Raw genomic sequence first — 20376 nt, 5'->3', positions numbered from 1 at the left:
CTGGCGAAGGACACCCACCCGATTGTGCTGTGGGCCCAGATATAGTCGGAGGCGGACGGTGGGGGGCGCTTCCTTCAGCTACCATTTTGACATCGTGCGCCAGGCTGCGTCGTCGTCCGGGAAAATCGCGTCCTCGTCGCATCGACGCAACTGATAGATACCGTTGTCGGAGCCATTGAACATCTCATGCGAATGCGGGACGCTTCCTGCGCTTGCCCCGCTTATACGCATTCCGGACCAATTCCGCCTTGGACACGCCGAATTCGGCAGTGTCTATCGCGGGACGTGACTGCGATCTGGAGGGGATGAATCCGATGCGACGCCATATTGCCGCCGCCCTTTTTCTGACGCCCGGCCTTGCCAGCGCCGCCGAAACCGAATTGTCGAGCCGGATCGACCGTGTCACGGTCTTTCCGGACGGCGCGGTGGTGACGCGGCTCGGAAAGGCCAATCTGCTGCAGGGCGCCTCGCAGATCGTGCTGCGCGGCCTGCCGGCGACGATCGACCCCGCCTCGATTCGCGTGGAAGGTAACGGCGACGGCACCTTCTCGGTCGGCGCGGTCGATGTGCGCATCACGCCCGGCGACGCCAAGCCCGTGCTCGACGCGGCGCTGGAAGAGAAGCTCAAGGCGCTGCGCGACGAGAAGGAGAGGCTCTCCGGCCAGATCGGAGCGATCGAATCGAAGCGCGCCACGATCGAGCGCTTCGCGCAGGTCGGTCCCGACAAGCTTGGCCCTGACGGCAAGGCCCTGCCCGTAGGCGATTGGCCGGCGGTGTTCGAGGCGATCGGCACCGCGCTGATCAAGGTCCAGGACGAGTTGCGCGGTACCCGCAACCGTCTTGCCGATGTCGAGGCCGAGATCGCTTCATTGGAGCGCGCCCGTCCGCAGGCAGGCCGGCCCGGTGCGCCCAAGCGCGACATCGCCATCGCCGTCGAGGTGCCGCAGCCGGTCGCGGCAGAGTTCGCCATCACCTATCGCGTCACCGGCGCGAACTGGACTCCAACCTACGAGGCGCGCCTGACCACGACCGGTGACAAGCCGGAAATCGCCCTCACTCGGCGCGCCGAGATCCGCCAGCGCTCCGGCGAAGCCTGGGAAGACGTGGCGCTGACCTTGTCGACCACGCGCTCGACCGGCGGCACCCGCGCGCCGGACCTAACCCCGATGCAGGTCAGCTTCTTCGAGCCTCAGATCGTCGCCGAGGCGCGCGCACGCGCTTTGGCGCTGGCGCGTAAGGTAGAAGCCGAGAAGGCGGCGCCGGCGCCGACTGCGCCACGCTTCGGCGCGCCCCTCGCATTGGAGGATCGCGCCCCCAAACCTGTCGTAGCGGCCGAGGTCACGCTCGCGACGATCGAAGCCGGCGCCTATCAGGCAAATTTCCAGGTGCCCGGCCGCGCTACGATCCCGCAGGACGGCAGCTCCAAAACCGTGACGCTGAGCCAGCGCAAGGCGGAGGCGACGCTTGCCGCCCGCACCGTGCCGGAGATCGAGCAGAAGGCCTATCTCGAAGCCGGCTTCACCCACGAGGAAGAGGCGCCGCTGCTCGCCGGCCGCGTCGCCCTCCATCGCGATGGCACTTATGTCGGCATGGGCCAGTTCAATCTCGTCGCGCCCGGCGACAAGGTCGAGCTCGGCTTCGGCGCCGACGACCGGATCAAGGTCTCCTTCGCGCCGGTGAAGCGCCGCGAGAACGATCCGACCTGGTTCGGCCAGACCCGCACCGACCAGCGCGAGTTCCGGACTGTCGTGAAGAGCCTGCACACCCGTCCGGTCAAGGTCACAGTGCTGGAGCGCCTTCCCTACTCTGAAAGCAGCGCGATCACGGTCGAGACGATCGCCGCCCAGACCACGCCGGCGACCGAAAAGCAGACTGGCGACCGTCGCGGTGTCTCCTCCTGGACCTTCGATCTCGCTGGAGGCGCCGAGAAGGAGATCAAGCTCGCCTATCGCATCAAATGGCCAGGCGACCGCGAGCTATCCTACGAGGAGCAGCCACAGCCGCAGGCGGCGAAGTGAGGCCGAGCATGCGGTGCCGGCCCCAAAGCGCCCGTTGCGGAAGATGAAGCAACCCGTGCCGCCCCCGGGACCAACACCCATGAGCGACGGGCCGATCTGGCTATACGACGGCGTCTGCGTGCTCTGCTCGCGAGCCGTACGCTTTGCACTGAAGCATGAGCGCGACCATGCGATGCGCTTCGTCTCGATCCAGTCGCGTGAGGGGCGTGAACTGGCCGAGCGCCATGGCATCGATCCTGACGATCCGCAAAGCTTCCTCTTCATCGTGGGTGGTCGGGCGTTCGCGAAATCCGATGGCGTGCTTCGGCTGGTCGGACGCCTGAATGGCTCTGCCCGGTTGATTCTGGTCGGGTGGATCCTGCCGAAACTGATACGCGACTGGCTCTACGATCGTGTCGCACGCAATCGCTACCAAATCTTCGGCCGGAAGACCGCCTGCGAGACGCCGGGCCCGGCGCACCGCCATCGTTTCAGCCTGCCGGAGATGGAATGACCGGCCACCGCGTCCTGTTGATCGGCGGAACCGGCGTTTTTGGCAGGCGGCTGGCGCGCCATCTCGCAACCTTTGACGATCTCGACCTGATCCTCACATCCCGCGATGCCGAGAAAGCGCAGGCCTTGGCGGGGAGCCTCCGGCCTGCGCGGGGGACGCGCATCTTCGGCATCGGCCTCGATCACCGACACGGCCTCGCGGGCCAGTTGGCGGAGATCGCCCCTTGGCTTGTCATCGACGCTTCCGGGCCGTTCCAAGGCGCGGGGTACGGTGTGCCGCGCGCGGCGCTGGAAGCCGGCGCGCACGTTGTCGATCTCGCCGATGCGCGCGACTATATCCTTGGCTATGGCGCTGCACTCGATGAACTCGCGCGCTCGCACGGACTTGTGGCGCTGGCTGGGGCAAGTTCGACTCCTGCCCTCTCCGCCGCCGTCGTGGCCGAGCTGACAAAGGGTTGGCGGCGAATCGACAGCATCGACATCGCGATCACGCCCGGCGGGCGCAGTGAAGTCGGCGTGGCGGTGATCGCTGCGATCCTGACCTATGCCGGTTTGCCCGTCCCGGTCTGGCGCGAGGGCGAGTTGCAGGAAACGATCGGCTGGATCGATAGCCGCGTGCTAGCGATGCCGCGCCTTCGAACACAGCGCGTGGCCGCGGTGGAGACGGTCGACGCGCAAGGGCTCGGGCCGGCACTCCCTGTGGCTTCCCGCATCGCCTTCTATGCAGGCCTGGAATCCAGGATCGAGCAATGGGGATTGATCGCGCTGGCGCGGCTGCGCCGGGCCGGGCTCATCGTCCGCTTCGACGGGCTGATCCCGCTTTTGCTCGCCGCGCGCCGGCTGACGCGGATTACCACCTCGGATCGCGGCGGCATGCTGGTCGAGGTCACCGGGCTCGACGGGACAGGCAAGCTCCACCACGCACGCTGGTCGTTGCTCGCCGAGAAGGACCATGGGCCGCAGGTGCCGACACTTGCCGCCGCTGCGGCAGTCCGGGCTGTCCAGGAGCACCTGCTGGAGCCGGGCGCCCGTTCGGCTGCGGGCACGATGCCGCTGGCGTGCATCGAGGCTGAAATGGCGCCCTATGCGATCTCGACCCAACGCGAAACCGCCGCGCATTGCACGGCTGTGTTCGAGCAGGCATTGGGCAAAGCGGTTTTCACTACCCTCCCCGAACCGCTGCAGGCCTTCCACGTGGCGAATGGCTATCCGGTCTGGCAGGGCCGCGCGCTCGTCGAGAACGGACGCAGCCCAGCGGCGTGGCTTATCCGACGGCTGATCGGGCTGCCGGAGGCCGGCGAGGACGTACCGGTGATGGTCAGCGTCGAGAGGGTGGCTTCAGAGGCCGGCGAGGCAGAAATCTGGACGCGCAAATTCGGTGGAAAACGCTTTTCTTCGCATCTCCATCTGGATGCCGAAGGGCAGCTCGAAGAGCGCTTCGGCCGCATGACATTCCGCCTAGGCCTCGAGGTACGGCAGGGGCGTCTCGAACTGCCGGTTGTCGCAGCCCGTTTCTGTGGCCTTCCGCTTCCCCGGCTGCTGCTGCCGCGCACCGTTGCGGTCGAAGCGGTCGATGCCGAGGGCCGCTTCCGCTTCGATGTACGGCTGACACTCCCCGTTTTCGGTCTGCTGGTGCGCTACGCCGGCTGGCTCATGCCGGGCGGCGCACAGAGAGGATGCGCGGCGCCAAGTGGGGGGCGACGGTCCGCTATGAGCGGCTAAGGATTGTTGGGCGCGCTTCAAGCTGCGCGAGCGAGATCGCTGTCGATCGCGACCAGCGCCCGCTCGAGTGCCGCGAAGCAAGTCGGATCGAAAGCCGCGTCCACGTCCGCGCGCATGATGCCGAGCGCCTTGTCCAGCGGCATCGCCGCGCGATAGGGCCGGTTGGCGGTCAGCGCATCAAACACATCGGCCACGGAGACGATACGGGTCTCCAGCGCGATCGCATCGCCCTTCAAGCCCCGCGGATAGCCCTTGCCGTCGAGACGCTCGTGATGACTGCCGCCGATGATGGCCATCTCATGGAAGACAGGCACGCGGGTCAGGATCGTCTCTGACAAGCACGCGTGGTTGCGCATTGACCGCCACTCCGCATCATCCAGCTTACCGTTCTTATCAAGGATGGCGTTGGAGACTCCTAGCTTGCCGACATCGTGCAAGAGCGCGGCTCGCTTGAGCCAGCGACGGCGCTCCGAGGAATATCCGAGCTCGGCTGCGATCATGTCGGCATAGACCGCAACTCGCTCGGAGTGACCAGAGGTGAACGGACTTTTGGCATCAATGATTTGAGCAAACGCGCGGGCGATGTCGTCGAGATAATCCTCGTCCACATTTATTGAGCTAGGTGGCGCAAGCTTGAAGACAGCCAACTCGATATCTTCGGAGGCCAGCATGTCCCAGAAGCCAGGTTCGGCTGCGGCCGCCTCAAAAGCGGCCACAACCTGAGGATCGAACCATGTACCCGAGCGCGACCGCACCTCAGCGATCGCGGCCGCCGAGCCGGCTGCGCTGTGAAACACATCCACAACCTGCGCAAGCAGGGCCACCCGTGCGTAAAGCGGGATCGCGGGACCTGTGACCCGGTCTGGCCGCCCGCCGCCGTTCCAGTGCTCGTCCAATGCATAGATTGCATTGCAAACGTTGGCGGGAAAGCGCAGCTGGCGAGCGATTTCGGCACCGCGCTGACAGCGGGTCTGAATGAGGTCGTCGACGATCGTACCGCCATTTTGGAGAACGTTGAGCACCGCACGAAAGCGTTCGGCCAGCCCCGCTTTGAGGCCAGTGTGAGAGAAGACGAAGCCGAGCACCTTTGGCAGGCTGTCACTGACAGTCTTGAAGTCCCGCTTGAAGCTGAGATCGTCTGACAGATAGAGTTCGCAAATACGCGCGGCATTGCTCGAGCAACCGAGGTCCTTGAGCATCACCGTGTGGTAAAGTTCCCAAAGCTGCGAGTCGGGCAGGTGCATTTTACGGCCGATATGAAAGCCAACCCATGTCGCGCGAATGCAGTGCCCGACAGGCTGGCCTTCTGTCAGATCGAGCGCGTGGCTCAAGGCTCCGAGAACTTCCGAGAGCTGAACTGCCCCAGCGCTTCCTTCATCACCTGACAAGATCCGCATCGTCATCATCCAGCCCGCTGCCTCGACGAGCAAAACTACTTCTAGAGGTTTATGAAAGTGTTGAGCAGTCGCTTTCATCGGGCCGGCGTACGGATCCCAAGACGACAACATTATGCCACGTGGGTATAGCCCGGTCCGATCCAACGTCTGCTATCGGGCCAATCAGCCACTTTCGCTTCTGGCGCTGAGTCTCCGGCCCCCGAGCTACGCGGCCAAAAACCGACTATTGCTGCGTCCTTCGCAGCATCCGGGTGTCGTAGCCCAACGCACTGGCGCGGCTGACTAGAGCTTCGTATTGACGGGAGCTGACTTTCGGGGCTCTCGTCAGGATCCAGAGATACTGGCCCGAAGGCTCGCCGACGATCGACCAAGAATAATCGTTGGCGTGGTCGAGGACCCAGTAGTCGCCTTGTAAGGGCCAGACGAAAGTCACCTTCAGTTTCGCTCCGTTCGACCCATCCACGATCCGCGCCGAAGCCTCTGCCGTCTTGAGCGGCCCTGCTAAGGCGCCTCGCCGGCATGAGTTGACCACAGCCACGGAACCATCGGGCTGAGCGGCGTAATCGGCGGTAACGCCCTCGCAGTTCTTCTGGAAGCTCGCCTCATAACGGCCCTGCTCATACCACTTGCCCAAGTAGCGGCCGATTTCCACCGGCTTGGTCGGCTGTGGGACGCTTGTGTTTCCGACCGGTTGCTTCTCCAGCGGGTTGCAAGCGGACAAGGCCAGTCCGAAGAGCATAGCCAGCGCGATCAACGGGGGCTTATTCATTGACGATCCTCACAAGAGCTCGCCTCTCAACGCTGGCGAGTATGCTGAGCTCCGGGCCGGCTGCGCCACCGGTGCGGGCGTGCCAGCTCTTTTGGGACGGTTGTAACCGCGTGCCAGCATCCGGTTTTACATCAAGGCGAAATTGACGGCGGGCAAGGCTTCAGGCTCCCAAGCGCCCAGTATCGTTCTCAATCTGAACACCGGGCCAGCGGCGCTACCACTGCGCTGACATCTGGTCGGAGGCAACGAGGCCAGCGACCGCGCGCAGGCGCCAGATCCGGTCCACCAGCCAGCGCGAAACCGGCCCACGAGCGGGACCGATCGAAATTTCAACGAGGCCTGGAATGGCGACCTGCTCCGGCGTCCAACGCAGGCTGCTGGTCGCCGCGAAGTCCGCGACCAACTGCATCATTCCGAGCGAGACGACCCCGTGGATCGCCCCATCCCGATTGCGCAGAACGATCCACCCCGGCGCGTCGCTGCTTGAGCCAGGCATGGCGAAAAACGGAGGACGGCGGCAGATCGTCAGCGTCCAGCTTTGGTCGGGGCTGATCTCATTCATCCAGGGCTCGTCGCAGGCAAGGCGTCCTTCGGGAGCCAGGAGCAGGCACAGCATGACAAGGGCGGGCAGCCCGGCGAGGACGATGAGCAGGCTGACGCGCAGGCGCCTCACGTTGTCGAGGCCGAGCTTCGGCGGCTGCGGACCACCGACGTCAGCGCCCCGATGATGCTGGCCGCCAGAGCAGCTGCAATGACTAGCAAGGTGATTGTCCGATTCCACAGCCTGTTGAGGCCGAGATCGGTGCTGATGAGGTCGAGCCGTGCCGGGTCGGCCCTGACCCCCGTACTATAGTCGCCGACATGCAGGCCGGAGAAGACGTAGTTCACTCGGCGCGTCACCGTCCCTTGTGGCGTGTGCAGGTTCAGAGTCACGTCGCAGATGTGAATGACGATCTTGGTGCTGCAATTGCCATCGGTCATCCTGGCGGCAGCCACCGGCTGCGCGGTGTCTCGGATTTGCCAGTCCGAGACCACCACCGGCGCTGTGTAGACCAAGCAGGCGGCGAGCATGCCTCCAAGCGTCACAACGCCGAACAGGATCCAAAAGCTGGCGAGCCAGTGCTGCATCGGCTGCGGCAGATGAAGGGGCTCGGCCATGCGCGGTAGAGGCATGTCCGCAGGTGACGTCCTGGCGGGTTCGGCGGGCCCAACGAGGGGTTGGAACGAGCGGTCGATCTCAGTTTCGAGCAGGGTCTGCCGCGCTTGCGCCGCAGCCCGGTAGCTCCCGATCAGGTCGGCAAAGCTCATCGGCTTCAACCCGCGCGGCACGAGCACCGTCAATGTGACGATGCGGTCTGCGGAATCGAGAGCGGCGCCTCGCGCGCGCTTCATCCGCACCGGCCACGCAGCCGCGGATGATAACAGCAGGCGCACGATCATCCCGCCATAGGTCGTCGTCATGTCGACATCGGTTATGTCCGCCCAGGGGATCGTCCGATCCAGCCCCGGCGCCTTGAGCCCTTGTGGGCTCAAGATCAGGACGACCGGTTCCTGCCGTAGCAGCATGAATGCAGCGGGGGCACCCATGAATGCACTCAAGATAAGGAGTGTCCCAAGAACGACGCGCGCTTCATGGGGCGAAATTCCAGGGATGCCGAACGGAAGGCTGGCAAGCGCCAGCAGGGCAAAGAGAGCAGCGCCGATCGCCAGTACGGTCCCGCGGGCGCGATAGTTCGCGCGCAACACGCGCTCCTGCATGCCGACTTCCGCCACGGTCGCTTCGAGATGGGCACGGATCGCCGCTTCATGCGCGCGAACTGCACCGACAAAATCGTCCGTCGCCGCGCGGCACAAGGCATTCGGATCGGCGAAATAACCCGCAAGTTGGTCGATCGCATGAGCCGGCGGCGTCAGTCCGGCTGCGGCAAGGAGATCGGGGTCTATCACCAGTCCAAGGGCGGTGACGCGCTCGCTGGTCGGAGGATGTGTGTCGGTCGGGTGCGGCTGTCGGTTCTCGCCATGCGCTTGAGGGTCGTCGAGCCCTCGTGCAACGGCGTTGTCCAGCACGGCCGCAACGAGGTTGGGCGATGCTGACGCCGGCGCCATAGCAGCGGCGTCGAGAACCTCGGCGATGCGAGGCTCGATTGCGCCGCTGCGCAGCAGCGCCCGCGCCGATGCCTGCGCGGAGGTTACGTCAGCGCCGACCGCGTCCGCAGCGAACTCGCGGACCCGGCTCCAGTGCCGGACTGCGAGATGGAAGCGTTCCATGACGAAGATGCCCAGCCGCAACGACGGTCCAAGCAAGCCGAGCCCCCCGGCATGCCCTGCGGCCACGGCGTCGAGAGAGCGCTCGACGCCCGCATAGATCGGTAGAAAGCGCTGAGTATAGTCAGTATCGCCGCCGGCGTAATGTGCGAGCTCATGGCCGATGATCGCCGCAGTTTCGTCGCCACGCAGCAAGGCCAGATGAGGCAGCGGTAGATAGAGAGTCCGGCCTGTCAGCTGCGAGCCGCTTGGCTGGAGCACCACAGGGCCAGCTGTCACGAAGAAACCCTGGGTCAGGCCGACAATCACGGCATCTGGCCCGAGAGCCCCGAGCCGGCCGCCAAGGCCTTCGATCAGACGCCAAAGCCCCGGCGCTTCTGTTCGCGTGACCCTCCGTCCCAGGATTGTCAAAGGATCGGGCTCGAAGGCGCCACGTGCGCGATACAGCGCAAGCAGCGTTCCGCCAGCGGCGAGGACGACCGCCCCGACGGCCACGATCGCGATACCCGCGAGCTTCAGCGTATCGCCGCTGAACCCACCCTGGATTAAAATCGCAGCCTCAAAAACGACGACGGCGACGAAGCCGGCCGTCGCGGCCAGGATCTGAATCGCGAGCGCCGCCGGCAGCAGTCGGCGCACCAAAGAGAAGCCGACGACCAGCGCGGTACGCGAGAACAGACCCAGCCGCCCCAGTAGCGCACCGGCCAGCAATATGAACAGCGACAGTGCAGCTGCAAGTCCACCGCCGATGACCGCGACTGTCGGTAAGATGCGACGCCAGTCCATGATGGTGGCGAGGGTTGCGGCCTCGTCCCGGGCGTCACGCGCCTTCTGCAGCGCCAAAGGACCGGCATAGTTTTGACCCCCATGCCGAAACTGCATTGTGAAATCTGTCCGCCCATTTTGCGGCGCACGGCCTTCGAACGCGACGACGACCTCGTTGAGACGTTGCTGTTCCGCGACAAACGCACGCCAGTCGTCGATACCGCGCGGTCCCTCCCAGAGGCCAAGCAACAAGATCGAAATCGGTAGAAGCACAGTGGCAGCGATGAGGCGCAGAAGGTCGCGCGAGCGCGACACGGCGTGTGGGGTCGGTGGCATCAGGACGTAGACCTCTGGGCAGCGGCGGACTGTCTATCCCGTCGGCCGGGGAGGGTCGACCGGTTTCCCCTCAAGCCGGTCCCATGGAGTTCGGCTTTCGGGCCGCGGCGGCCGTTGCTTCCCGGCGATGTCCCATCAGGCACGTGGCGCGAGGCTGCTCCTACGTACCCACGGGGGGGCATGCCGGTATAATCCTCGTCGAAACGTCCGTGGATGTGGATGATAATCGAAGTCGGCCGGCCGGCCGGGAAACGGCAGGTTGCTCGGGCGCAGCTTTTAATTGCAGGGTCGCACGCCTCGAACAGCCGGTCGAACTTGGTAGTAACCAGCCTTGGCCTTCCATCGGAGCCCGTCAAAAGACCGTCAGCGCCTGATGGCCGCGAATGTCTACCGCCGACCCGGGCTTAAGGATTCTGGCGACGGATATCCGGACGTCATGGGCTCGAACTCCACGTCCAGCAAGGTGAACATTCTATCTACTGGGACGAAGGGCTTGGCGCCGGTTGGTAGCCTGGTGCTTGCAGCGTCGTGCAACTGGCGAGCAGGGCTTCCCATCACCGACTTCTCGCGTGGCACGCCATGGAATCGCCAACACGCATCTTTCGCAGCGTTCCAGCCTGACGGTACCACTGCTCGACCGGCTTACCCAGGCAGTGCGAAGAGTTGCGGCCAAGGCGCTACAGCCTGACGCCAAAGAGATCTGCCGCTCAAGGAAGGGATGAGGACAGCGATCCTGCTAGGCCGAGTTTGAGTCCTGAGCGTCCGCTTCATGGCAGAGCATCAATGTCAGCTGTTGGCGCATCGTCCCCGCGTGGCATTCCGCTCGACCATTCGGCCACTTGTCAGGCTCACCCAGCGGCATTTCGCCTATGTCAGCTGTTGTTATGCCCTTGGCGACGTGAGCGCTAGAAGCGCTTGTGGAGACGCCTATCGACCATCAGCAGTATGCTGCTGACCACGGCCGCAAAAGCGACGAGGAGCAGCGTGATCGCCATGATGACGTCGACGTTGTGCAGGCCGATGGCGTTCATCAGCATGTAGCCGAGCCCGCGTTGTGAGGCGAACATCTCCCCCAGTACCGTGCCGATCATGGTCAGTGAGAAGCCGATCCGCAGACCTGTGAAGATCTCTGGCAGCGCCGCTGGAAAGACGATCCTGCTGATCATATCGAAGCGGCCGAACTTCATTACCCGTCCCGTCTTAACGAGGATAGGGCGGACGTTGCGCACTGCATTGATCGTGAAAAGCGCGATCGGGATTAATCCGTGCAAGGCGCCGAAGGCGACCTTCGCCGGCATGCCGAGTCCGAAGGCGAGAAGCAGGATCGGATAGAGCGTGACCTTCGGAATTGAATAGAGCGCGACGAGCATCGGCTCCAGTATCTCGCCGGCAACCTTGCTCATCCCGAGCAGGAATCCTATGAACAGGCCTGACGCGACGGCAATCGCCAAAGCCACGCCGAAGGCCTGGGCGGTCTCCAGAAAATGCGGCCAGAAGGTCGGGCGCGTGAGCAGTTCGCCGGCAAACTTGAACGTGGCGAGCGGGGGCCGCAAAGCCAGATCGCCAACGATCCAGTAGGCGAGCTGCCACGCGACGAGGAGTGTGGCGACCAGCAAGATCGCGCCACGCAGCTTGTTGGTATCGCCGGTCATCGCAGGCCTCTCCGAATCAGGATTCGCCGCTCCCAGGCACCCAGGGCCATGTTGACGGTGATGGACACGAGAACGACCAGGACAATAAGCGGGTACATCGTTGCATTGTCGAAATTGCTGTAGGCGAAGGCAATCTCGAACCCCATGCCGTCGGTCGACATGATGAACTCTGAGCCGATGATCCCGATCAGCGCATAGGCGACGGCGAACTTGACGCCGGTCAGCACGAAAGGGGCAGCCGAGGGCAATGTGATCCGCACCGCGGTCTCGAAGCGCCGAAGACCGGAAATCTGCGCCGTCTTCAGCAGAACACCGGGCACCTTGTCCAGGCCGTTGAGCGTGTTCACAATCACGGCGATGACGCCAAGCATGAAGGCGATTAGGATCTTGGGGACGTCGCCAAGCCCGAAGACTAGGATCAGCAAGGGATAGAACGCGAGCACGGGGATCGCGTAATAGGTCGCAAAGAGCGGATCGAGTGCCTCGCGTAAAGGCCGCATGGCTTGGATGGCTACGGCCACGGTGATGCCGACCGATACGGCCAAGGCGAAAGCGATCGCCGCATTGGACAGTGTGCGCATGATAGCGCCGTTGAATTTTCCGCTCACGAGGATGGCGCCCAGATCGCTCGCGATGCGGCTGGGCGGCGGCATGGTGAAGTTGTCAATCACGCCGGTGCGGCAAAGCAGTTCGGCCAGCGCGATCAGTGCGAGGATGACGCCCAACCGCAGGATGACGACCGGTTTCATCTTGCCCCCGATCCGAGCGACTTCATCGATTCAGCCCGCAGCCACTGCCAGAGCCGGGCGGTGACGTGTCCGAACTCGGGCGTCTCGACGATCCGGCTGTCTCGGTCGGCCGGCCAGCCGGTCTCGACTGTCTCGAGCAGTCGGCCGGGACGGGCCGACATCACGCCGATGCGGTCGGCCAGCATCGCAGCCTCGTCGAGCGCGTGCGTGATCAGGAAGATCGTCGCGCCGGTCTCGCGCCACAGCCGCAGCAGTTCCTCGCCCATCAGCAGCCGCGTTTGCTGGTCCAGGGCGCCGAAGGGTTCGTCGAGCAGGATGAGGCGCGGCTGAAGCACGAGCGTCCTGGCGATGCAGACGCGCTGCCGCATGCCTCCGGAAAGCTGCGCCGGGTAGCTGTCGGCGAACCGCGCCAGACCCATCATGTCGAGCGCGCGCCTGACGCGGGTCTCGATTTCTGCGGCCGGCGTGCCCGTGCGCTTCAAGCCGAAGGCGATGTTGTCGTACACGTTAAGCCAGGGGAAGCTCGCATCCTCCTGGAAGACGACGCCAACGCCGTCCGCGATCCGGCCGCTGATGGAGGCGCCCTCGAATTCGATGCTGCCCTCGGTCACCGGCGCAAGGCCGGCGAGCACTTCAAGCAGTGTGGACTTGCCGCATCCCGACGGGCCGACGATGGCGAAGAACTCGCCGCGCCGCAGGTCGAGATCTATGGGCCCGAGAGCATGGACTTCCTCGGCGCCAGGGCGACGAAAGACCCTCGTCACGCCGCGCAGGCTGACATGCACCGCGATGTTGTTTTCCATTTTCATCGCGGCTTGCGGATATCTTCCGGGAGGAACTGCATGTCGACGATGTCTTTTGCGTCGACGTCCTTCGACAGCGCGCCCAGCGAGCGCTGCAGGTCGAGCATCCGCTGCAGACCTGACATGTTGAACTGGCCGGTGCCCCAGTACTCGATACCTTCGGTGCGCGACCCTACAAGGTTGTGGACCGCCGATCGAGCGACGTCTGGAGTCAGGTTGTAATGCTTGGCGACAATGTCGCCGGCCTCGTCGGGCTTCTCGACCATGAACGCTACCGCCTTGCGGCGAGCGCGGATGACTGCCTTAATGAAGTCACCCTTCTCAGCTGCCATGTTGGCCGTGGTGACGCCCACGACGTTGGACAGCGGCGGCAGGATATCGCTGGCGGTCGCGATCGCCCGGAGTTTGTCCTTGTACTGCGCCCAGAGCGGCTCTGGGATCGGCGCGATGTCGATCATGCCGGAGCCGAGCGCCGCGTAACCTTCGCCGAAGCCGCCGGTGCGCACATATTCGACATCCGTGGGCTGCAGTCCCGCCCTTTGGGCGACCATCTGGGCCAGCGCCTGGCTGGTCGAGCGCGGATTGGTATAGCCGATCTTCTTGCCCTTGATGTCGGCGAGGGACTTGATCGGCGAATCCAGTCGCACCGCCCAGACGAACTCGGCGACGGTCAGCACGTTGTCGGAGATGATGCGGAGGTCCGCACCCTGCTGGATCGCGGCGGCGACGACGCCGGGGTTGACCTCGCCATAGGGCACGCCACCGGCGAGCATGTTGCGCAGCGAGGTGCCGCCGCCGGCCGAGGTGATGATGCCGGTGACGGTGATGCCCTCGTCCTTGAAGAAGCCCTTATCCATGGCGACGGCGAAAGGCATCCCGTTCGCCGACACGCCGAAATTGCCGACTGCGATCTGCTGGGCCGATGCATTGGCCGACAGCGCGACCGCCAATGCGATGGCGGCCAGGGCCGAAAACGATCTCGATAGACGGTGAAGCCTCATGTCTCGTCTCCCTGAAGTGCCGCCCTTGTTGGCGGCTTTTTGTTTTATGGTCGTCGTATTGCCCCTCGAAGTCAGGGCTCGTGCCGGAACGTCACATTGACGTTCTTGATCTGCGTGCAGGCCAGAAGTTCGTCGATCGACTCCTCCCTCCCCATGCCCGACTGCTTGTAGCCGCCGAACGGAACGCCGACGTAGTGAGTGGCGGCGTCGTTTACCCAGACGTAGCCGGACTGCACCTGTCCGGCGAGACGATGCGCCCGATCGAGATCGCGCGTCCAGATCGAAGCCGTCAGCCCGAGATCGAGCTGGTTGACGCGCCTGATCATGTCGGCCTCATCACTCCATTTCAGCAGCGAGACGACCGGGCCAAAGATCTCCTCGCGCGCGATCCGCATGTCGTCCGTCACGTCTGCAAAGACAGTCGGCTCGACGAAGTAGCCCTTGGCCAGCGAGGGGTGGGCGACGCGCTTGCCGCCGTATAGCAGCCGCGCGCCTTCCTGCTTGCCGAGTTCGATATAGCTCATCGTCTTGTCGAACTGCGGCTTGCTGGAGAGGCAGCCCATTTCGGTTGCGCGATCCATCGGCAGGCCAATCCTGATCTTCGAGACCTCCTCGACGATGTGAGGCAGGCAGGCGTCGTAGATGTCCTCGTGCAGGAAGATGCGGCTCGTCGAATTGCAGGACTGGCCGGTGACATAGCGAAAGTTCATTCCGCGCACGACGGCGCGCCCGATCACCTCCGGGGCGGTATCGGGGCAGGCGATCAGCGCGTTCTTGCCGCCGAGCTCCAGCGTGAGCTGCTTCAGCGTCGCGCTTGCCGCCTGCATCACCGCGCGCCCCCCGGCGACCGAACCGATGAAACCGATCTTGGCGATGCCGGGATGGGAGGCAAGCGCCGCACCTGCATCGCGGCCGCCGGTGACGATGTTGAACACACCGGGCGGGAACACGTCCTGCCAGAGCTCGGCAACGCGAAGCGCCGAGAGTGGCGTCTGGTCGGCAGGCTTTATGATGATGGTGTTGCCGGCGGCCAGCGGCGCGCCGCATTTGCCAGCGACGAACAGCAGCGGGTGGTTGAACGCTCCGATCCGGGCCACGACACCGAGGGGCTCGCGCATCGTGTAGTTGAGTACGCCCGGCTTGAGCGGGATCGTCACGCCCTTCATTTCGACGACCAGGCCAGCGAAGTACTCCATGTACTCGGCGCTGATGTCGACGTCGTGATACATCGCCTGCCAGGGATTGCCGCCGTCCAGCGCATCGAGCGTGGCGAGTTCGTCGGCATTGGCGCGCAGGATCGCCGCAGCCTCGCGGACGATGCGGGCGCGTTCCTTGGTCGGCGTATCGCGCCAGCCCGGAAAGGCCGCCCGCGCTGCCTGCACGGCGAGGTCGGCATCGGCCGCGCCGCCCTCTGCGGCATGGCCGAGCGACTCGCCCGTCGAAGGGTCCCAGACTTCGAACCGGCCGCCAGCGACGGGCTCATGCCAGGCGCCGCCATAGAAGAGGCCGCGGTTTGCAGGAAGTGTCTTGTCTGTCGAAATGGCCATGATCGTCGCTGCTTCTCAGGAACCGGGGCTGGACTGGCGAAGCATGGCGTTCGATGTCGCCCGGGCGTATTCGGGAGCGACCGAGACGTCGATCACGGCCACCTTGCCGGCGCGGACATCCGCGACTGCCTGACGGATCATCGCGGCAAGCGCGTCGGGCGTCGCCGCCGGGCCATGGCCCACCGCACCTTGCCCCTCAGCGAGTTTCGCCAGGTCGAGCGGAGGATCATCCATGCGCAGGCCGATCGAGCGATTCTCGACCGGGCGGCCGCGCATCCGCGCCATCCGCTCTTGGTGCAGCTCGTCGTTGAAGAAGGATTTGTTGTTGGCGACCAGGACCAGCAGCGGCACGCGGTAGTGGACCGCGGTCCAGAGCGCCGTCAGGCCCATCAGGTAGTCGCCGTCGCCGAGTACCGCGACCGGCAGGCGGTCGCTGTTCATGTCGCGCAGCGCCAGCGCGGCACCAACCGCCATGCCCGGCCCCGAGCCGATGCCGCCGCCGCCGTCGAAGCCGACATAATCGAGCGGATCCTTGAAGCGGCAGCAGGAGCCGGGCCAGCCAAGCGGAAGCCGGATATAGGAGGGGTTTTCCTGCGCCAGCGTGTCGGTGACGGTGCGTGCCATCGCTTCGACCGAGATGCGTCCCTCGATCATGTCCGGGCCGGGATCGGACGGCGCGGCGACGACCGGGACAGGGGCCTTCGACGGTGCCGAGCCGAGTTCGCGCAGCAGGCATTCGACCAGGCGGTCGGGCGATGCGAGCATGTTGACGTCGGCAGGCGGCAGCGCCTGATAGTCCATGCTCCAGCCATTGTGGCTGTATTGGTCGAGCGAACACTGGATGATCTTGGCGCCGGGCATCGCGCCCTGGCAGGCCTGCCGCATCGTGCCGGCAGGATCGATCCAGTCGAGGCAGAGGATCACGTCGGCATCGCGGATCAGCCCGCCGGCCTCGGGTGTCACATACAGGGTCGGCGGAAACGGCTGGAGCGGATGGTCGGTCGGAAAGCTCGCCGCCGTCTTGATGTCGGTCAGGACATGGGTGCCGAGCTTTTCGGCGAGCGCGACGCGCTGGTCCCAGCAGGCGCGCGTCGCCGAGACCCGGCCGATCATCAGGAGCGGGCGTTTGGCACCGGCAAGCAGGGACACCGCCTGCCGCAGCGCGACCTCCGACGGGTCGGCCGAAGCGGGCGTTGCGTAGCGCGCCAATAGAGGAAGCTCCACCGGCGCGTCGAGCAGTTCCTCCTGCAGCGCGGCGTCGAGACAGACATAGGTCGGCCCGGCGGGCGCGGTCGTGGCGATCTGGTTGGCACGGACGATGGCTTCGAGCGCCGCCGGCACGGAGCCCGGCTGGTTGTCCCATTTCGTGTAGCCGCGAATGAGCGCGCCGAGATCAGTCGAAGTGTGGATCCAGTCCACCCAGGGGCGGCGCGACATCGCGTCGAGCGGACCCTGCGCGCCGATCAGCACCATCGGGATGCGGTCGCACCAGGCGTTGAAGATCGACATGGTCGCGTGCATCAGCCCGACATTGGAATGCAGCGCCACGGGCAGCGGCTTTCCGGTCACCCGCGTCCAGCCATGGGCCAGCGCCACGGCACACTCCTCATGGATGCAGAGCAGCAGTTCGGGTCGGGTGTTGCCGAGGAGATTGACCAGGCTGTCGTGCAGGCCGCGGAAGCTCGCACCGGGCGTCAGGGCGATGTAGGGATAGCCAAGCTCGCGCAGGAGCATCGCGATCGGATCGCTGCCGAACTGCTTGCTGTTGTCGGTGATCGGCTTGACCGGCTTCATTTGGTTCACGCGTTGTCCTTGGAGGTTGGGTGTTTCGCGGCGGCTTCGATCCCGCGCCAGCGCAGCAGATCGACCGCTTCATCGAGGATTTTCCTGGCCTCTTCCGGCGCGGCCATCGGCTCGAAGACACCTTGGCCGAGGCTCGTCGATCGAAGCGCGGACAGGGTGTCCGCGATCGTCCGCGTGACCCGGAAGATCAGGCTCGCCGGATAGGAGATCATACGGAAACCCATGGCCGCGAGGTCGGCGGGGGTGAACCAGGGCGTGCCGCCGCTTTCGAACATGGCGGCCGACAGCATAGCGCCCTTCAGCGTCCGGCCGACGCGGTCGAAATCTTCGGGTTTGTTCAGGCCGGCGATGAAAATGCCGTCGCAGCCGAGTTTGAGGAAGCGCTCGGCGCGTAGCAGCGCCTCATCGAGGCCGAGCGCTCCATAGGCGTCGGTCCGGCCGATGACGAAGGTCTCGGGATCGGAGCGCACCGACAGCGCGGTCGCGAGCTTCGCCTCGACCACCTCGCGATCGACGACGGCACCGCCGTGGTCTGCACGCTGCTGCTTGCGGTCCCGGTCCTGGTCCTCGATCAGTAAGCCGCCGACACCGATCTCCTCATAGGCCTTGACGAGCCTCGCGACCGATTTGACATCGCCATAGCCGTCATCGGCATCTGCCAGGAACGGTAGGTCGCTGGCCGCAGCCAGATCGCGAAGCCCCTCGACCATGTCGCGCAGGCCGATCAGCCCGATATCGGGGAGGGCATGGCGGGCAGCCAGCAGCGCCGAACCACCGACGGTGAAGGCGCGAAAACCCGCCTGCTGGATCAGCCGCGCCGACAGCGCGTCATGCGCCAGGGGAAGCACCAGCGGGGTTTCCGCCTCGAGCGCCCGCCGAAAGGCCATGCGAGTCATAACGAGGCTCCGATCGCGTGAATCCACGGGCGCGCGATGCGGTCTGCGGCCGTGAAGCGGGCGATCTCGGCATCGAGACGCAAGGTCGTCTCGATCTCGTCGTCGCCGCACAGCAGCGCCTCGCGCCTGAAGTGCGGGATACGGAAGTCCATGACGTATCCGCCAGGCCCGATGATCGTGCTGGCCGGCAGATCGACGGCAAAGCTCGCCCCGCCTGGCGCACCGGCCAGTTCGAGTGCCACCGTAAGATCGTCCTGCGCGACGATGGCCGGCAGCAATCCGTTTCGGAACGCGTTCTCGTAGAAGATGTCGGCGAAGCTCGGCGCCACGACGCAGCGAATGCCAAAGCGCACCAGAGCCCAGGCCGCAGCCTCGCGCGAGCTACCGCAGCCGAAATTCGGCCCTGCGAAGATCAGGGTAGCCGTTCTGAATGCCGGCTGGTTCAGCACGAAGTCAGGGTTTTCGGCCCCCGCCTCGTCATAGCGCCAGCGCGCGAAAAGCCCGGCCGCGAGATCGGCGGTGGTCGTGCGCAGATAGGGGGCGGGAATGATCGCGTCCGTATTGACGTTCTCGAGGGGGAGGGGCGCAGCGACGCCCGAGAAGTTGGCGAAGGGGGTGCCCATCAGCCCATCCTCCGGACATCGGCGATGGCGCCGGCGATCGCGGCTGCGGCAGCCATCGCAGGACTTGCGAGATGCGTGCGGGCTCGCGCGCCTTGGCGGTTCTCGAAATTCCGGTTGGACGTCGCAATCGAGCGCGCGCCGGGCGGCACGATATCCTCGTTGATGCTGACGCACATCGAGCAGCCGGCGCTGCGCCACTCGAACCCGGCCTCGGAGAAGACCCTGTCGAGACCCTTCGCCTCGGCCTCGCGTTTCACCGACGATGAGCCGGGCACGACCAGCGCCCGGACATGCGGCGCGACGCACTTTCCGCGTACGACCGCGGCGGCGGCCTCGAGATCGGACAACCTGCCGTTCGTGCAGCTGCCGATGAAGGCGACGTCAATAGGCAGTCCCTCAATCGGTCGACCGGGCGCGATCCCCATATAGGCCAGAGCGCCCTCGACGCGGCGACGCCGGTCAGGATCGGCAATGCCCAGAGGATCGGGGACGCATTCGTCGATGCCGACCACGTCCTCCTGCGTCGTGCCCCAGGTGACTTGCGGTGCTGCGCTTGCGGCATCAACGTTGAGCTCTCGATCGAACATGGCGCCATCATCGCTGTAGAGCGTCCGCCAGACCGCGAGCGCGGCGTCCCATTCCGTGCCCGCCGGCGCGAAGGCCCTGCCGGCGACATAGGCGAACGCCTTGTCGTCCGGGGCGATGAGGCCAAGCCGTCCGCCGAACTCGATCGACATATTGCAAACGGTCAGCCGCGCTTCCACGGTTAGCGCGCGGATGGCGGGACCGGCATATTCGATCGCGTGCCCCGCGCCGACGGCGATCCCGAAGCGGCCGAGCGCATGAAGCACGAGATCCTTGGCGGTTACGCCCACGCCCGGCTTGCCCTCGAAAGTCATGCGCAGCGTTTTCGGGCGGGGCAGCGCAAGCGTCTGGGTGGCGAGGATGTGCTCGACCTCGCTCGTGCCGACGCCGATGCCGAGCGCTCCGAGCCCTCCGGCCGTCGAGGTATGGCTGTCGCCGCAGGCGACCAGTGTGCCGGGCATTACGAGACCTAGTTCTGGGCCGATGACATGCACAATGCCCTGGCGCGGGTCTTCCAGCCCGAAATGCGCGATCCGGTTGGTCGTCGCATTGACCCGCATCAGGCGCATCAATTCGGCGCCGCCGGGGTTCGTGCCTTCGTCACGCCCTGGCTTGGTTGAAACAATGTGATCCTGAGTGGCGACGGTCAGCTCGGGGTGCCGGACCTTGCGCCCCGCGGCGGCCAGCCCGTCGAAGGCGGCAGCGCTCGTGGTCTCCTGAAGGATATGGCGGTCGACGAAGATCAGATCGCGCGTCTCATCGAGAGCGCGAATGCGATGAGCGTCCCAAATCTTCGCAAAAAGCGTGCGTGCTGGAGCCATTTCCGTCCGAGCCGTTTCCTGCCGCTCTCGCCAAGCCCCGCGCTTTATGCGCTTGTGTGGTTCGGGGCCCGTCTCCAGGCGGCATCGGAGCTTCGCCTTGCCGGAGGGCGGGTACAAACGATTAAATTGCGT

16 protein-coding genes are annotated in these 20376 nt (G+C 65.1%); 3 read left to right on the top strand and 13 right to left on the bottom strand.

Annotated features, from left to right (window positions below):
- Window positions 1–314 precede the first annotated feature (314 nt).
- From AC1DR6_RS02945 to AC1DR6_RS02935, 3 genes are all read left to right on the top strand, one after another.
- Window positions 315–2018, top strand: a complete 1704-nt coding sequence (locus AC1DR6_RS02945) for a mucoidy inhibitor MuiA family protein (RefSeq protein ID WP_476827670.1) — start codon at window positions 315–317, stop codon at window positions 2016–2018.
- Between the two features lie 79 nt (window positions 2019–2097).
- The gene (locus AC1DR6_RS02940; protein WP_476827669.1) at window positions 2098–2511 is read left to right on the top strand and encodes a thiol-disulfide oxidoreductase DCC family protein; all 414 of its coding nucleotides are present in this window, start codon (window positions 2098–2100) and stop codon (window positions 2509–2511) included.
- Complete coding sequence (locus tag AC1DR6_RS02935) at window positions 2508–4232, top strand: DUF4166 domain-containing protein (protein ID WP_476827668.1); 1725 nt, start codon at window positions 2508–2510, stop codon at window positions 4230–4232. Before AC1DR6_RS02940 ends, AC1DR6_RS02935 begins: the two co-directional genes overlap by 4 nt.
- 17 nt (window positions 4233–4249) lie before the next feature.
- On the opposite strand, the gene AC1DR6_RS02930 is transcribed toward AC1DR6_RS02935, so the two are convergent.
- The 13 genes from AC1DR6_RS02930 to leuC form a co-directional block, all read right to left on the bottom strand.
- Entirely contained in the window at window positions 4250–5629 is a 1380-nt protein-coding gene (locus tag AC1DR6_RS02930) for an HD-GYP domain-containing protein (RefSeq protein ID WP_476827803.1), read from the bottom strand.
- 223 nt (window positions 5630–5852) lie between these two features.
- Window positions 5853–6398 (bottom strand): lipocalin family protein, encoded by a 546-nt coding sequence (locus tag AC1DR6_RS02925; RefSeq protein WP_476827667.1) that lies wholly within the window; start codon window positions 6396–6398, stop codon window positions 5853–5855.
- Between the two features lie 214 nt (window positions 6399–6612).
- The gene (locus tag AC1DR6_RS02920; RefSeq protein WP_476827666.1) at window positions 6613–7071 is read right to left on the bottom strand and encodes a hypothetical protein; all 459 of its coding nucleotides are present in this window, start codon (window positions 7069–7071) and stop codon (window positions 6613–6615) included.
- The gene (locus AC1DR6_RS02915; RefSeq protein ID WP_476827802.1) at window positions 7068–9701 is read right to left on the bottom strand and encodes a M48 family metallopeptidase; all 2634 of its coding nucleotides are present in this window, start codon (window positions 9699–9701) and stop codon (window positions 7068–7070) included. Before AC1DR6_RS02915 ends, AC1DR6_RS02920 begins: the two co-directional genes overlap by 4 nt.
- A 968-nt stretch (window positions 9702–10669) precedes the next feature.
- Window positions 10670–11416 carry an ABC transporter permease gene (locus AC1DR6_RS02910; protein WP_476827665.1) on the bottom strand — a complete coding sequence of 249 codons (747 nt, stop codon included), beginning with the start codon at window positions 11414–11416 and terminating at the stop codon, window positions 10670–10672.
- Complete coding sequence (locus AC1DR6_RS02905) at window positions 11413–12165, bottom strand: ABC transporter permease (RefSeq protein ID WP_476827664.1); 753 nt, start codon at window positions 12163–12165, stop codon at window positions 11413–11415. The genes AC1DR6_RS02910 and AC1DR6_RS02905 overlap by 4 nt, the downstream gene beginning before the upstream one ends.
- Complete coding sequence (locus AC1DR6_RS02900) at window positions 12162–12968, bottom strand: ABC transporter ATP-binding protein (protein ID WP_476827663.1); 807 nt, start codon at window positions 12966–12968, stop codon at window positions 12162–12164. Before AC1DR6_RS02900 ends, AC1DR6_RS02905 begins: the two co-directional genes overlap by 4 nt.
- Window positions 12969–12970: 2 nt before the next feature.
- Complete coding sequence (locus AC1DR6_RS02895) at window positions 12971–13969, bottom strand: ABC transporter substrate-binding protein (RefSeq protein ID WP_476827662.1); 999 nt, start codon at window positions 13967–13969, stop codon at window positions 12971–12973.
- A 71-nt stretch (window positions 13970–14040) separates the two neighbouring features.
- The gene (locus AC1DR6_RS02890) at window positions 14041–15516 is read right to left on the bottom strand and encodes an aldehyde dehydrogenase family protein (RefSeq protein ID WP_476827661.1); all 1476 of its coding nucleotides are present in this window, start codon (window positions 15514–15516) and stop codon (window positions 14041–14043) included.
- Between the two features lie 15 nt (window positions 15517–15531).
- On the bottom strand, window positions 15532–17310 hold the full coding sequence (locus AC1DR6_RS02885; RefSeq protein WP_476827801.1) for a thiamine pyrophosphate-binding protein: 1779 nt from the start codon (window positions 17308–17310) through the stop codon (window positions 15532–15534).
- A gap of 5 nt (window positions 17311–17315) precedes the next feature.
- Window positions 17316–18215 carry an isocitrate lyase/PEP mutase family protein gene (locus tag AC1DR6_RS02880; protein ID WP_476827660.1) on the bottom strand — a complete coding sequence of 300 codons (900 nt, stop codon included), beginning with the start codon at window positions 18213–18215 and terminating at the stop codon, window positions 17316–17318.
- Entirely contained in the window at window positions 18212–18838 is a 627-nt protein-coding gene (gene leuD, locus AC1DR6_RS02875; protein ID WP_476827659.1) for a 3-isopropylmalate dehydratase small subunit, read from the bottom strand. Before leuD ends, AC1DR6_RS02880 begins: the two co-directional genes overlap by 4 nt.
- Entirely contained in the window at window positions 18838–20244 is a 1407-nt protein-coding gene (leuC, locus tag AC1DR6_RS02870) for a 3-isopropylmalate dehydratase large subunit (RefSeq protein ID WP_476827658.1), read from the bottom strand. The genes leuD and leuC overlap by 1 nt, the downstream gene beginning before the upstream one ends.
- Window positions 20245–20376: the final 132 nt, after the last annotated feature.

This window comes from Allobosea sp. P5_A5 (assembly GCF_056400625.1).
Note: the sequence above shows the minus strand (reverse complement) of the source record. Positions and strands in the feature narration are given on the sequence as shown.